A 14611-nucleotide genomic window follows, 5' to 3' on the forward strand; every position below is an offset into this window, starting at 1 on the left:
TAAAAGGTCAAAACAACTTTAGTACTGATCCGACTGCAAACTCTGTTTTAATCACTCAATCTTCGATGTCAAACATCTTCAATAAATAATAGCTGCTACCATGAAAACTCAAAATAATATCAAATTAAAAAAGAGCACTGCATTTGTTTACAAAAATGTAAAAGGTCAAAACAACTTTAGTACTGATCCGACTGCAAACTCTGTTTTAATCACTCAATCTTCGATGTCAAACATCTTCAACAAATAATAACTGCTACCATGAAAACTCAAAATAACATCAAATTAAAAAAGAACACAGCATTTGTTTACAAAAATGTAAAAGGTCAAAACAACTTTAGTACTGATCCGACTGCAAACTCTGTTTTAATCACTCAATCTTCGATGTCAAACATCTTCAATAAATAATAGCTGCTACCATGAAAACTCAAAATAACATCAAATTAAAAAAGAACACTGCATTTGTTTACAAAAATGTAAAAGGTCAAAATAACTTTAGTACTGATCCGACTGCAAACTCTGTTTTAATCACTCAATCTTCGATGTCAAACATCTTCAACAAATAATTATTAAAAATAATTTAGTAATTGTCGAAATTATTTGATAAATAGCAGTATGAAAACCAATAACATTAGCAAACTGAAAAAGAATATCGCATTTGTTTATAAAAATGTAAAAGCTCAAAATTCTTTCAGCACGGATCCAACTGCAAATTCTGTTTTATTGACACAATCGTCAATGTCAAACATCTTTAACAAGTAGTACTAACTTCTACCAGATTTTAACAAGCTACTTTGTATATAGGCGAAAAAAGCTTCTTTATAGCCTTCCCCAATCTGAATCATTTCGTTATTTACCAATCTAATAATATTGCCGTCAACTTTTTTAATGGCTGCTTTAGCAACGATATTTGATTTGTTAACACGAATAAATGCGTGATTCTCTAAAGCCTTTTCAATTTCCTTTAAAGTAAGATAAGTTGTGTTGGTTTCGGTTTTTGTAATTATCTGAATATAATTCTGCAAGGCCCTGATATATAAAATATCATCAATTAAAATATTCGAGAAAGCATATTTATGGTCGCCTTTGATATAAAGTGCTGCAACCTGATCCGCTTCTTTAGCCGCATTTTTGGCGTTATTAGCTTCTTTCTTCAAAATTCTATCAATGCCCAATGCAAATTTGGCGAATGAAATTGGTTTAAGCAGATATTGATCTGACTGAACATCGAAAGCCTGTAATGCGTAATCTGGATGCGCTGTAGTGAAAATAAGGTATTTAGCTTTCTCTCTAATATTTTTAGCAAGTTCTAAACCATTTATTCCGGGCATATCAATATCCATAAACAACAAATCAATCTCATCGCCTACGCTAATTTCAGTAAGTGCCTGCACCGGACTTGTGAAAGTTTTAAACACAGTTAAACCGGGCATTTCCGCTATGTGGTCAGTTAATACCTCGATAGCATGTTGTTCATCGTCAATAACAACGCATTTTAAATTCATGATGTTTACTAAGTGTGTTTGGAATGATTTGAATGCAAGTTAGCTAAAAAAAGAACTTCTTCATATATCTGTATAAAAAATCTTTTTTTGCTTTTATGGCTAAAATCTTCTGGTTTGGTGTAATATTTCAACAGGTTCGTGTAAAAAACTAACATATATTTTAATCCTTTTTTAATCTTTATTACTGTTTGCCAAAAACGAATAATTAAAAGGAGGTTGCAATATATATATTGTATCCGATTTTTAGTTAAAAAACATCTGCCTGCCCAATGTTTGTGTAGCCTGTAAAAACAAATTTGCAGGTCATACACACATCGGGATTTTAAAAACTAGCTGATGTTTTTATGTTTAAACAATAAGATTACCAAGCTACAAACACCTAAAAAAAACATAATTAACATGGAACTTAAAGACGAAATCGGGCAGTTTGCCGTTAGAATTAAGAAAATGCTTCCTCAAGTTCAATCAGAAGATTTAACTAGAAATGCATTGGTTATGCCTTTTATCCAGATATTGGGCTACGATGTTTTCAATCCATCTGAAGTACAATCAGAGGCTGTTTTAGATTTCGGTGTTAAAAAAAGTAAAAAAGTTGATTACACAATTATGAAAGATGGCGAACCAGCCATTTTGGTAGAGTGTAAGCATCACGAAGATAGCCTTGATATTCATGATTCTCGTTTATCAAAATATTTCCGTAAAACTAAAGCTAAATATGGCTTACTAACAAATGGTTTAGTTTACCGATTCTACACTGAAAAAATGGTTAGAAGTAAAAAAAATCAAGAGCCCTTATTCGAATTTAATATTAAAGATACAAAAGCGGCTACAATTGCGAAATTGTTGGAAGAGCATAAAGATTACTTTAATGTTAAGCAAAATGTAGCAAGTTAAGTTTTTTATAATAGAGATATAAAAAAGGTTCTAATTTACATTAGAACCTTTTTTTGCTTAACAGGCAAAAAAAAGGAGAAACCTTATGAGTTTCTCCTTTTTTAATATAAAAATTGCTGTTAATTAAATTAACTCAACACTTCTACTTACAAAAGCAGTTAATTCTGCTCCAGTTAGCATGCCCTGTGCTAATAGGGCTAAATCGATAGCTTGTTTAGCTAGGTTACTTTGCTCTTCGCCTTCTGCTTTTAAAATTTTGCTTACCAACTTATGGTTGCCATTAATAGCAACTTTATAACTATCTGGCATTTGGCCATAGAAGCCCATTCCACCACCCATCGCAGCCATGTCTTTCATACGACGCATAAATTCATCCATCGTAATCGTTACTGGTAATTCATCTGGGTTTAAAGCCACAATTTCTACCTGCATACCTGGTTTAGTGATCGCCTTTTCGAAAATTGTAGTTACTTCTTTTACCTGTTCTTCGCTTAAAACGTGCTCATTAACCTCATCTTTTTCAATCAGTTTATCAGCTACACTAGAATCAACACGTTTGATTGATGTTTTTTCAAGTTTTTGTTCCAATTGCTGGATAAAATGGTTGTCAATTGGCGAATCTAGAACTAAAACATCATAATCTTTTTTATTAGCCGATTGAATAAAAGCATCTTGTTTAGAAGCATCATTAGTGTATAAATAAACTACACTTCCGTTTTTGTCGGTTTGTAATGGTGCAACTTTTTCTTTGTATTCTGGCAAAGTGAAAAGCTCGTTTTTTGTGTTTCCAAGTAATGCAAAATCTTTAGCTTTATCGTAAAATTTCTCTTCGCTAATCATTCCGTATTTTACAAAAATACCAATGTCTTTCCATTTATCTTCGTAAGCTTTACGGTCTTTAGCAAATAACTCTGCTAATTTATCGGCAACCTTTTTAGTAATGTAGTTGTTGATTTTTTTAACGTTGCTATCAGCCTGTAAGAAACTACGCGATACGTTTAACGGAATATCTGGAGAATCGATTACGCCATGTAACAACATTAAAAACTCTGGAACAATATCTTTAACCTCATCAGTAATAAATACCTGGCGAGAATATAATTTGATTTTGTTGCGTTGCATTTCGAAGTCGTTTTTCAACTTAGGGAAATACAATACACCTGTTAAATTGAATGGATAATCAACATTTAAGTGAATCCAGAATAATGGTTCTTCGCTAAATGGATATAATTCGCGGTAAAAGTTTAAATAATCTTCATCTGACAAATCAGCAGGAGCTTTCGTCCAGATTGGATTAGTTGTGTTGATAATGTTATCAACTTCTACATCATTATATTTTGCTTTACCTTCTTCATCAACACCGTCTTCAACAGATTCGGTTTTAGTGCCAAATTTAATTGGAACAGGTAAAAATTTAGCATATTTATCCAGAATCTCCTGTAATTTCGATTCTTCTAAAAACTCTTCCGAATCTTTGTTTACATGAAGAATGATATCGGTACCACGAGTAGTTTTGGTGCTTTCAGTAATTTCGAATTCAGTACTTCCGTCGCAAACCCAACGAGCAGGTTCTGCGCCATCCTGGTAAGATAGGGTATTAATTTCAACTAAATCTGCAACCATAAAGGCCGAGTAAAAACCTAAACCAAACTTACCAATGATTTCGTTGGCATCTTTTGCATCTTTAAATTTTTCTACAAACTCACTTGCGCCAGAAAATGCAACCTGATTGATGTATTTTTTAATTTCTTCGGCAGTCATACCCAAGCCATTATCGCTAATGGTAATGGTTTTTGCTTCTTTATCAACGGCAACTTGTACCAAAGGTTGGCCTACTTCGCCATTAAATTGACCTAATGAACCTAGTCTTTTAATTTTCTGAACCGCATCTACCGCGTTAGAAACCAACTCACGAAGAAAAATCTCGTTATCAGAGTATAAAAACTTTTTAATTATCGGGAAAATATTTTCGGTATGTATCGATATATTTCCTTTTTCCTGTATGCTCATATGTAAATAAATTGTTTAATCTACATTTAGCCTAACAAGGCTTGTTCCAAAGCGATTTATTTGCCAAAATGACAGATTAACTTTCATCGTTGCAAGGCCAACTTTCATACCTACGGCAATCTCACTTAATCGATGTAGTTTTCTAATTTATTGTTTCTCACAAATTGATTTTGGAAAGCAAGGCCTATATTTCTATTTACGTTAGTCCCGCTATCATTCCAAAGCCGTTTGCATTGAAAAAATGCAATCCGTGTTTTCCATTTTATCGGGTTTATAAACTTAAGCCATCGCGTTAAATTGAGAAGCAATTTCCTTAAATAAACATCTCAAGGAATCTGTATTTATAATGAATCGGGAAGCAACTTATATATTAACATCAATGTTTTCAATTTATTGATGTTAGTTTTAATTGATCAAAAATAAAAAAGGCACATTGCTTTAACAATCTGCCTTATTGAATTATTTTGAAATCTGTATCTGATTAATTTAAATGGAAAGAGGTATCTTCTTCTAATGAAAGAATTTTACTGATTTTCTTTAACAATACATCCATTTGGAATGGTTTAGATAAAAAATCATCCTGTCCGTAATTAAGTGTTGTAAAATCTTTAGGATCATACAAGCCCGAAATTAATAAAATTGGAATCTTAGAAGTAGCATCGATTGATTTTAACTGCTCGCACAGCACACGACCATCAATATGCCCAAGCGAAATATCAAGCAGAATTAAATCTGGTTTAAAACTTTCAATTCTATCAAAAACTTCTTCACCGTTATTAAGTGCCGAAACTTTAAAACCGCCTATTTCAAGTATTAATTGTATGGTTTCTAAAACCTCAATATCATCGTCTACGACCAGTATTCTCTTCATATTCTTGTAGCATTTAAATGCTTTTGTAATAATAACAAAATGATTGATGTTATGTTTATATTCTTTTAAGATTTTATTAATATAAAAAATAATCCACTTTAGCTTAAATAGCTTGTTTTACAACGCCTTCCTTTTGTAAAATAAAATTGAAAAGATCTTCAATTGGTTTTTGCAGAATTTTTCCAGTGGTAATTCCATTTTCTTCCAGCACGCTTTTTAATACATCCTGGTAATAGTAAGCTATTGAACCTACAAAATGGCAAGGAACGGCTTTGTGATTTGGATAGTCTTTTATATTGGTATCGACAAATTCCTGGAAGCCCTTTTTTAGAATATCATGAATGAAAGGATGTTCGTAATTATTGGCTAAAAATCTGCTAAAGCTAGCAAGGTAAATATTTGGGAATGGTTTCTGGTAAACGTTTGTAATGATTTGTTCTTTTTCTGCAGGAAAGGTTTTTTTAAATTCTGATTCTAGTTCTGCTGGCATTTTTTTATACAAATAACTTAGCAAAACCTTCTTACCGAAGAACGTACCTGATCCTTCATCGCCCAAAACGTAGCCTAAGCCATGGTGGCCGTCTTGAATTTTTTTTCCATCAAAGTAGCAAATGTTAGAGCCTGTACCTAAAATGCAATTAAGTCCTTCAGAATCGCCACAGGTAGCATAAACAGAACCTAGCAGATCGTGTTCTACAGAAATAAAAGCATTTGTAAAAACAGCCGATAAACCGTTTGAAACAACTTCATGTTTATCTGGAGAAGAACAGCCCGCACCAAAAAAATAGATTTCTTTAACTTCTTTAGCAAGTGGTGCTATAACTTCATTTTTAGAAATTATTCGACTAATCTCTTGTTCATTTAAAAAGTAGGGGTTTATGCCTTGAGTGTTAAACTTAATAGTTTCACCATTAAAATAACCCATCCAATCAGTTTTAGACGAGCCACTATCTGCTACGAGTATCATGGAATAAATATAAAAATTAATTAGATAAATTTATATTTCCGCTTATTTCTTTTAAAGTGATTTCTGCTAATTTTGCTTGAAACTGCATCTCTATAAAACGGTTTTGAGCATTAATAGAGTTTCTTTGTGCTTCTCTCAATTCAATAGGAGCGATGCTTCCCAAACGATACTTTGCTAAAGTTATATCAAGATTCTCTTTTGCAATATCTACATTTCTTTGTTCGAGTTTAACTAAATCCAAAAAGGTACTGTAATTTTGGAATGCGGTAAGTAATTGTGAGCTAACATCGAGCTTTGTTTTCTCTAAGTTTAATGAAGAATTTTCGATATCGATTTTGGCATTTCGTTCTTGTTGCCTTTGCAAAAAGCCATTAAAAATATTTAGGCTAGCTGTTAAGCCATAGGTAAAACCATTAGCTGCAAACTTTTGATTAAAACCCGTTGGACTTGTGCTGTTCGTACGGCTATAACCTGAGTTTAAACTCACAGCAGGGTATCTTGCTCCTTTAATCGATTTTAAGTTTAAAGATGCAACTCTTTGGTTGATAAAGGCATTTTGCACATTCGGATTTTGCTTTTCAGCCAATTCAGCCAGCTGGCTATAAACTAGAGCTTGATCTATATTAATATCATTATCTACCGAAAATGTGAGATTTACATTTCTAACCAATAATTGGTTTAAGCGAACTTTAGCTACTTGTAAATTGTTTTTTTGTTGAAGATAACTTGATGTATCCGTATTATAATCGACTTGAGCAGTTAATACATCGAGTTTAGAACCACGGCCTAACTGCAATTTTGTTTTGGCAATTTTTTCTCTGAAAACAGAAATATCAATAGCGCTGTCGGCCGCGACAACTAATTTTTGTTGTCTAACAACATCATAATAAGCAGAAATTACATCAGCAATAGTGGTAAGTATAGCCAGGCGGGCATTTAGTTCTCCCTGTTTCTGTAATTCTTTTAAGCGATCATAATTGGCAAACATGCTAAAGCCATCAAAAACAGTCCAATTTAAATCGGCACCTAAATCATTGTTTGTGCTTTTTGCTCCAGTTATCACTCTATCTGGTCCAGTTGCAGGTGTTTGACGGGTATTTTGAACACTTCCACCATTTGAATATGTAGCCGTTAAATTAGGTAGCATACCAGCATTCCCAATGTTAGCATTGTTTTTGGCAATTTTTACTTCGTTTTGGCTTATTTTAATATCGTAGTTATTCTGCATAGCAATAGTAATTGCATCTTGCAAAGTCAACTTTTCTTGTGCTTTTAATGCAAAAGAAAAAATACTCAATAACAATATAAACAGATTTATTTTTTTAATCATTTCAGTTTTATTGATGCTCCAGGGCTTCTTTTTCGAAGCGTTCGGCTTCTTTTAAATCTTTGTTAGGTTTATGTGGTTTTGCCCAGTAAGAGTAAATTGCAGGGATAACAAATAAGGTTAAAATTAGTGAAAACATGGTTCCGCCAACGATAACTGTTCCCATACTCATTCTACTTTTTGCTGCTGCACCTAAAGCAAGTGCAATAGGTAAAGCTCCAATGGCAATAGCCAAGCTGGTCATTAAAATTGGCCTTAAACGAGAAACTGAAGCTTCGCGAATAGCTTCAGGAATTGGCACTCCTTTTTCTTTAAGCTGATTGGCAAACTCTACTATTAAAATACCGTTTTTGGTTACTAAACCGATTAACATAATTGTACCAATCTGGCTAAAAATGTTCCAGCTTTGACCACATAGCCATAAAGATAAAAACGCACCAGCCACAGCCATTGGCACAGTTAAAATAATTATAACAGGATCTTTAAAGCTTTCGAATTGTGCCGAAAGGATTAAATAAACTAATAATAAAGCCAAGCCAAAGGCGAAGAAGGTATTAGAAGAACTTTCTTTAAAATCACGTGATTCGCCACTTAAATCTGTAGAAAAACTTTCATCTAAAACTTTCTTAGCAATAGCATCCATAGCATCTATACCTTCGCCAATGCTTTTTCCTGGGGCTAAACCAGCTGAAACCGTTGCCGAAATAAAACGATTGTTTCTATATAATTGCGGCGGGCTACTTTCTTCTTTTGCGGTAACTACATTATCTAACTGAACCAATGCTCCTTTATCATTTCTAACATAAACCGAGCTCAAATCCAATGGATCTTTTCTATTCGTTCTATCAAACTGGCCAATAACCTGATATTGTTTTCCATTCATAAAGAAATAAGAAAAACGTTGCCCGCTTAAGCCCAGGTTTAGAGTTTGTGCAATTGTAGCAATTGAAACACCAAGGTTTTTTGCCTTATCCCGATCTATTGTTAAATTAATTTCGGGTTTGTTAAATTTTAAGTTTACATCAGAAACAGTAAAGGTTGGATCTTTGGCAACTTCATCCATAAATAAAGGCACCTTTTCACGAAGTTTCTCGAAATTTTGAGCCTGTATAATATAACTGATGGGTAATCCGCCACGGCGACCAACAGAAATTGTAGGTTGCTGGTTAACGATAACTTTACCCTCACTATATTTTTTCGTAATTCGGGTAAGCATATCTGCAATTTCCTTTTGCGAACGTTCTCGATCCTCGGTATTAACCAAGCCCATTCTCACGAAACCAGAGTTTGTTGATCCAGCTCCACCAAATCCTGGAGATGTAATTGTAATGTTAACATTTTTTTCAGGAACCGAATCGATAACCATTTGGTTAATCTTCATGATGAAATTATCGGTGGAAGTAAAAGATGCACCTTCTGGTAAAGTTACATTCATATTAATTGCACTTCGATCATCGTATGGCGCTGTTTCTTTTGGTAAAACCTTCCAGAATAAGAAAATCATGCCCATGCAAACAATAATAATTGGTATCGATAACCATCTTTTATCTAAAAACTTATTAAGGTTTGCTTGGTAAGCATCATTTAATTTAACAAAATATGGTTCAGTCCAATTGTAGAATTTTGATGGTTTATGCCCGCCTTTTTTCATTAAATAGGCATTAAGCATTGGTGTTAAAGTTAAGGATACAAATGCCGAAATTAATACTGCTGCTCCAATTACAACACCAAATTCCCTAAATAAGCGTCCAACAAAGCCTTGTAAAAATATTACTGGTAAAAATACTGCAGCAAGGGTAATCGAAATTGAAATAACCGCAAAGAAAATTTCGTTGGAGCCTTTAATCGCAGCTTCAAAGGGCGACATGCCTTCTTCAACTTTCTTGAAAATATTTTCGGTTACCACAATACCATCATCAACTACCAAACCTGTTGCTAAAACAATTGCAAGTAAACTCAATACATTAATCGAGAAACCGAAAATGTACATCACAAAAAAGGTGAAGATTAATGAAACTGGAATATCGATTAACGGTCGGAAAGCAATTCCCCAATCTCTAAAGAAAAGATAGATAATTAAGATTACCAAAACCAGCGATAAACCAATAGTTTCTGCAACTTCGGTAACCGACCGCTTAATGAAAAGTGTATTATCCAAAGAAACATTTAACTTAATATCCTTAGGTATATCTGCTTTGAGCTTATCAAAACGCTTATAAAATTCTTTGGTAATATCCAGATAATTTGCACCTGGCTGCGGTACAATTGCCACTGCCACCATCGGTTTACCCGATTCTCTTAAAATGGTTTCTTCATTCTCCGAGCCAAGTACAACATTGGCAACATCCTTTAGCTTAATAACCTGGTTGCTGTCGGCTTTTAAAATTAGATTATTAAACTGCTCTTCATTGGTTAGTTTTCCGAGCGTTTTAACTGTTAATTCTGTTGTTGCGCCAGTAATTTTACCCGATGGAAGTTCTACATTTTCATTATCCAGTGCGGTAACAATATCTTGTGATGTTAAACCATAAGCACTCAGCTTATTGGGGTCCATCCAAATACGCATAGAATATTTTCGCTGGCCTTGAATTTGAACACTACTTACACCAGGAATGGTTTGAATACGATCTGCAATTACATTTTCTGCAAAATCACTCAATTCAAGGGTGTTTCTTTTATCACTCTGAATGGTCATAGAAAGAATCGCATCAGAGTTTGCATCAGCCTTGCTCACTGTTGGTAAACCATCAATATCCTTTGGAAGTGTTCTTGCTGCTTGCGAAACCTTATCGCGAACATCATTTGTAGCCTCTTCAATATTCTTATCGAGGTTAAATTCTACTGTAATATTACTTGTTCCCTGATTACTTGATGATGATATATTACGAATACCATCAATTGAGTTAATAGATTTTTCTAATGGTTCGGTAATCTGCGATTCGATAATATCTGAGTTTGCACCTGGATAAGATGTTCTCACAGAAACAACAGTTGGATCAATAGATGGATACTCGCGAACCCCCAAAAAGTTATACCCGATTATCCCAAAAAGGACAATCAAGAGGTTCATAACTATGGCAAGAACAGGCCTTTTTATACTCGTGGTCGAAATGCTCATAATTATTCTTTAACCAAATGAACTTTAACAGGTGCATCTTTCTTTAACGACATAGAGCCAGTTGTTAAAACAGTATCACCAGCTTTTAAGCCTGATGTAATTACAATATTCTCATCAGTTCTGGTGCCCGCCTGAACCTGTACTTCTTGTGCTTTACCATCTTTTTGGACATAAACAATTTTACCTTTCAACACAGGGATTACTGCTTGATTGGGGATAAGAATAGCATTTTCCATTGTAGTTAATGCAAGCTTTATTTTAGCAAATGAGCCTGGAAGTAAAGCATTATCCTCGTTTTTAGCTAAAGCCCTAATTTGCAAGGTACGTGTCGCTGCATTTATACCTGGTTCTATGGCGTAAATTTTACCTGTATTTTGTTTTGCTGAACCTTCAGTAGCAAATGTGATTTCGGAACCTATTTTTATTTGTGCCGCATATTTTTCTGGTACAGAGAATGTAATCTTAACAGGATTTGTGCTTATCAGATTTGCAATTACCGTAGCTGGTGTTAAATATGTTCCTGCTGATATGCTTCGTAAACCAATACGGCCACTAAACGGCGCACGAATTGTTGTTTTTGCTAATTGTGCTCTAACTAAATTAGCCTGAGATTGGAACGACCTTAAATCTGCTAAAGAAGTATCATATTCTTCCTGACTGATAGCGCCTTTTTCTAAAAGCTGCTTAGCTCTGTTTTCGTTTGTAGCCGAAAGTTTTTGCTTCGTTAAAGCATCTTGCAATTGTGCCTGAATGTCTCTGTCGTTAACCTTTACTAAAACGCTGCCCTTAGAAACCGTTGTTCCTTCTTTAAAGTAGATTCCAGTTACTAAACCAGAAACTTCACTTTTAAGTACCACCGATTCGTTTGCTTCTACAGCTCCAGTAACTTCTAAATCTGTATCAAATTTCGATAATTTAACAATTATACCATCAACTGTGGTAGCTGGAGCAGATTTTCCGTCTTTCCCACCTTTGTTGCCTTTTCCTTGCCCAGCCGATGCGCCTGCGCCTTTACCTTCTAATTTTTTGTTTGCATTAATTCGGTAGTAAACCAAATAGGCAAGCCCTAAAGCTAAAACAATGTAAATAATGTATCTTTTTTTCATTTGTGTTTATATTCCCCTGTTGAGCGTGTTAATAGATGAAAATTCCAAAAGGGCTTGTAAAAATATTCAAAAGTTCATGCATAAAATTGTTGTATTAAGGATGTTACTCATTCGTTTATCAGTTAATAGGTTATTGGCCATTAGTTAAGTAGTATTGTCCTATCCATTATTTATAATTTTATTTAATTGCAGCTTATAAAACAATTATTTAAGGAGGAAAGAGTTACTTATAAAGTATCGACAGCAATTTGATGCTTAAGTTTAAAACTTCACAACTATTTTACAGCACATTTTATAATTTAATTTTAATCAATGACCATAAAATATAAATTTGTGGCAAAACAAACTAAATATGTTTATTAAAAAATCGATTTTAAGTTTAGTAGTATTACTAATATCTATTATGGCAGCGAAGGCGCAAGTTAAGATAGGTTTCGAGGTTTCCTTTAAAGAACCTCAGGCACATTATGCTGATGTTCAAATGAACATTTCGGGATTGGCGAAAGATTATATTGATGTGAAAATGCCCGTATGGACGCCAGGCTCTTATTTAGTACGCGAGTTTGAAAAAAGTGTTGAGGGCTTTACCGCTTCAGCGTCTGGGAAAGCTTTAAGAGTAGAAAAAGTTAGGAAAAACACCTGGAGAGTTTTCTCAGCAAAAGCAAATAATGTTAAGATAAATTATAGTATTTATGCTTTTGAAATTTCTGTTCGCACACCATTTATTGATGAATCACATGCATTTTTGTCTCCTACAGGAATCTTTATGCATCCAGACGGGATGATTAAATCACCTAGTACGGTAAAAATCATTCCTTTTAAAACATGGAGTAAGGTATCTACAGGTTTAACACCTGTTGCTGGGAAACAATTTACTTATTCAGCACCAGATTTTGATTGGTTATACGATAGTCCGATTGAAGTTGGTAATCAAGATACATTTGAGTTTATGGCATCTGGTGTTCGCCATGAGGTTGCAATGTATGGTGGTGGTAATTATGATAAAGAAAAATTGAAGGTTGATATGGCCAAAATTGTAGAGCAAGCTACCGCAGTTTATGGCGAAAACCCTAATAAATATTACTTATTCATCGTGCACAACTTTAACCGTGGTGGCGGTGGTTTAGAACATTTAAATTCAACTACGTTAGGTGCAACAAGAAATGCATATAATACAGCGGCAGGTTATAAAGGCTTTTTAAGTTTGGTAGCGCATGAGTATCATCACTTGTGGAATGTTAAACGCTTACGTCCTGTAGCTTTAGGTCCATTTGATTACGATAATGAAAACTACACTACAAATCTTTGGGTGGCAGAGGGTTTTACATCATACTTCGAAAATAAATATATTTTAAGAGCAGGTTTTGAAGATCCTAATGGATTTGTAAATGGTTTAGCTGCTGCAACTGCAACAGTATTAAATACTCCAGGCGCAAAGGTTCAATCAGCAGCTTCATCTAGCTACGATGCATGGATTATAGGTTACCGTCCGAATGAAAACTCAAAAAACAACTCAATTTCTTACTACAGCAAAGGCGAAGTAATTGGCATTTTGATGGATTTAGAAATTATCAATGCAACAAAAGGAGTAAAAAGTTTAGATGACGTAATGAAAGCGATGTATTTGCAATGCAAAACTTTAAAACGCGGTTATACAGATGCCGAATTTAAAGCAATGGTTGAAAAAATATCGGGGATTAGTTTTACCGATTTTTGGGCAAAGTATGTAAATGGCGTTGTTGATGCAGAATATGTTAAATATTTCGGATATGCAGGTGTTAATGTTTCTACAGAAAATGCAACACCAGATAAGCCTGTTACAGGCGCAGCAGCACAATTGGTAAATGATGGTTTATCTGTTAGCTCTACCACAAGAGGCTCTGCAGCTTGGGATGCTGGACTTAATGTAAACGATGTAATTATTTCGCTTGATGATGTTTCAGTTGGCGATGCATTATCTACAATTAAATTACGCACACCAGCTGTTTCATTAGAATCGTTACCAGTTGTTTCGAAAAAGAATATTGGTGATGTTTTAAAGCTTAAGGTAAAGCGTGATGGAATTGAAAGAGAGATTTCTTTAACATTGAAAGCAAATCCAAGTGTGCGCTTAAAAGCTACTATTGATGAGAATGCTTCAGCAGCACAAAAGGCTGTACTTAAAAAATGGATGGGTATTTAACCAATTCGTTAATTATATAATACAAAAAATCCCGTTAGGTTTGCTAACGGGATTTTTTATTTTAATGTGTTGCTTTCAAAGCCTAGAAAGTATATCTGAAGCCTAAACCAAATCTGCCAGCACTAAAATCGCTTCCATTATCGCCAAGATATATACGCGGTCTCCAGTCTAATGCAATAGCTAATGGTGCACCTTTAATTTTGTAATCAAGCCCAGCCATTGGAACTAAGTAGAAGCTAGAACCACCGTCATAAAGTTGTAAAGATGGACCACCACCTGCATAAAAATCTAGGCCTTCTGCTCCTTTAATCGGTGTATTGTATTGTAAAAATGCTTGAATGAACGTTGAGTTACCGCCAAACAAAACTTCTCCTTGTAATGCAGCATGTCTGCTGAAATGGTGTCTTAACGATGGGCCAACTAAGGTTGCGCCATCACCAAAATCGATACCTAAACCTACGCCTGTTTTATAGTTTTGAGCTTTAACATCTGTTGTAGTCAAAGCAAATAGAGCTGCGCATCCGAAAATAGTAAAAATTAATTTTTTCATAATCTAAAGATTTATAATGTTTTTTTAAAGTATTACAGCCTTAACAACTTTAGTGCCGTTTCTGTTTTTTTAGGTAAAAATCTT

At 34.2% G+C, this 14611-nt stretch carries 12 protein-coding genes; 4 read left to right on the plus strand and 8 right to left on the minus strand.

Features of this window, described 5'->3' with window-relative positions; genetic code table 11:
• Window positions 1-258: 258 nt before the first annotated feature.
• Both ABD692_RS05505 and ABD692_RS05510 read left to right on the plus strand, forming a co-directional pair.
• Window positions 259-405, plus strand: coding sequence for a hypothetical protein (locus tag ABD692_RS05505; protein ID WP_344765673.1), 147 nt, complete (start codon window positions 259-261; stop codon window positions 403-405).
• Between the two features lie 11 nt (window positions 406-416).
• On the plus strand, window positions 417-563 hold the full coding sequence (locus tag ABD692_RS05510; RefSeq protein ID WP_344765673.1) for a hypothetical protein: 147 nt from the start codon (window positions 417-419) through the stop codon (window positions 561-563).
• A 198-nt stretch (window positions 564-761) separates the two neighbouring features.
• On the opposite strand, the gene ABD692_RS05515 is transcribed toward ABD692_RS05510, so the two are convergent.
• The gene (locus tag ABD692_RS05515; protein WP_269417051.1) at window positions 762-1502 is read right to left on the minus strand and encodes a LytR/AlgR family response regulator transcription factor; all 741 of its coding nucleotides are present in this window, start codon (window positions 1500-1502) and stop codon (window positions 762-764) included.
• A 399-nt stretch (window positions 1503-1901) separates the two neighbouring features.
• On the opposite strand from ABD692_RS05515, the gene ABD692_RS05520 reads away from it, so the two are divergent.
• On the plus strand, window positions 1902-2396 hold the full coding sequence (locus tag ABD692_RS05520; protein ID WP_316764814.1) for a type I restriction endonuclease: 495 nt from the start codon (window positions 1902-1904) through the stop codon (window positions 2394-2396).
• 123 nt (window positions 2397-2519) lie between these two features.
• On the opposite strand, the gene htpG is transcribed toward ABD692_RS05520, so the two are convergent.
• From htpG to ABD692_RS05550, 6 genes are all read right to left on the minus strand, one after another.
• Window positions 2520-4406: a molecular chaperone HtpG gene (htpG, locus tag ABD692_RS05525; RefSeq protein WP_344765676.1), complete on the minus strand. Its 1887-nt coding sequence runs from the start codon at window positions 4404-4406 to the stop codon at window positions 2520-2522.
• Between the two features lie 481 nt (window positions 4407-4887).
• Window positions 4888-5277, minus strand: a complete 390-nt coding sequence (locus ABD692_RS05530; RefSeq protein WP_316764812.1) for a response regulator — start codon at window positions 5275-5277, stop codon at window positions 4888-4890.
• A 103-nt stretch (window positions 5278-5380) separates the two neighbouring features.
• Entirely contained in the window at window positions 5381-6244 is an 864-nt protein-coding gene (locus ABD692_RS05535) for an N-acetylglucosamine kinase (RefSeq protein ID WP_344765678.1), read from the minus strand.
• Window positions 6245-6260: 16 nt separating this feature from the next.
• Window positions 6261-7574 carry a TolC family protein gene (locus ABD692_RS05540; RefSeq protein ID WP_316764808.1) on the minus strand — a complete coding sequence of 438 codons (1314 nt, stop codon included), beginning with the start codon at window positions 7572-7574 and terminating at the stop codon, window positions 6261-6263.
• A gap of 7 nt (window positions 7575-7581) precedes the next feature.
• Window positions 7582-10689, minus strand: coding sequence for an efflux RND transporter permease subunit (locus ABD692_RS05545; RefSeq protein WP_344765681.1), 3108 nt, complete (start codon window positions 10687-10689; stop codon window positions 7582-7584).
• Window positions 10690-10691: 2 nt separating this feature from the next.
• A complete protein-coding gene (locus ABD692_RS05550; protein WP_316764803.1) occupies window positions 10692-11795 on the minus strand; it encodes an efflux RND transporter periplasmic adaptor subunit in 1104 nt (367 codons plus the stop codon).
• A gap of 352 nt (window positions 11796-12147) precedes the next feature.
• On the opposite strand from ABD692_RS05550, the gene ABD692_RS05555 reads away from it, so the two are divergent.
• Window positions 12148-13977, plus strand: a complete 1830-nt coding sequence (locus tag ABD692_RS05555; protein ID WP_344765684.1) for a M61 family metallopeptidase — start codon at window positions 12148-12150, stop codon at window positions 13975-13977.
• Between the two features lie 82 nt (window positions 13978-14059).
• On the opposite strand, the gene ABD692_RS05560 is transcribed toward ABD692_RS05555, so the two are convergent.
• The gene (locus ABD692_RS05560; protein WP_344765686.1) at window positions 14060-14527 is read right to left on the minus strand and encodes a hypothetical protein; all 468 of its coding nucleotides are present in this window, start codon (window positions 14525-14527) and stop codon (window positions 14060-14062) included.
• Window positions 14528-14611 lie beyond the last annotated feature (84 nt).

Origin of the sequence: Pedobacter ginsengiterrae, from assembly GCF_039537385.1 — a bacterium.
In the GTDB taxonomy this organism is placed as follows: Bacteria; Bacteroidota; Bacteroidia; order Sphingobacteriales; family Sphingobacteriaceae; genus Pedobacter; species Pedobacter ginsengiterrae.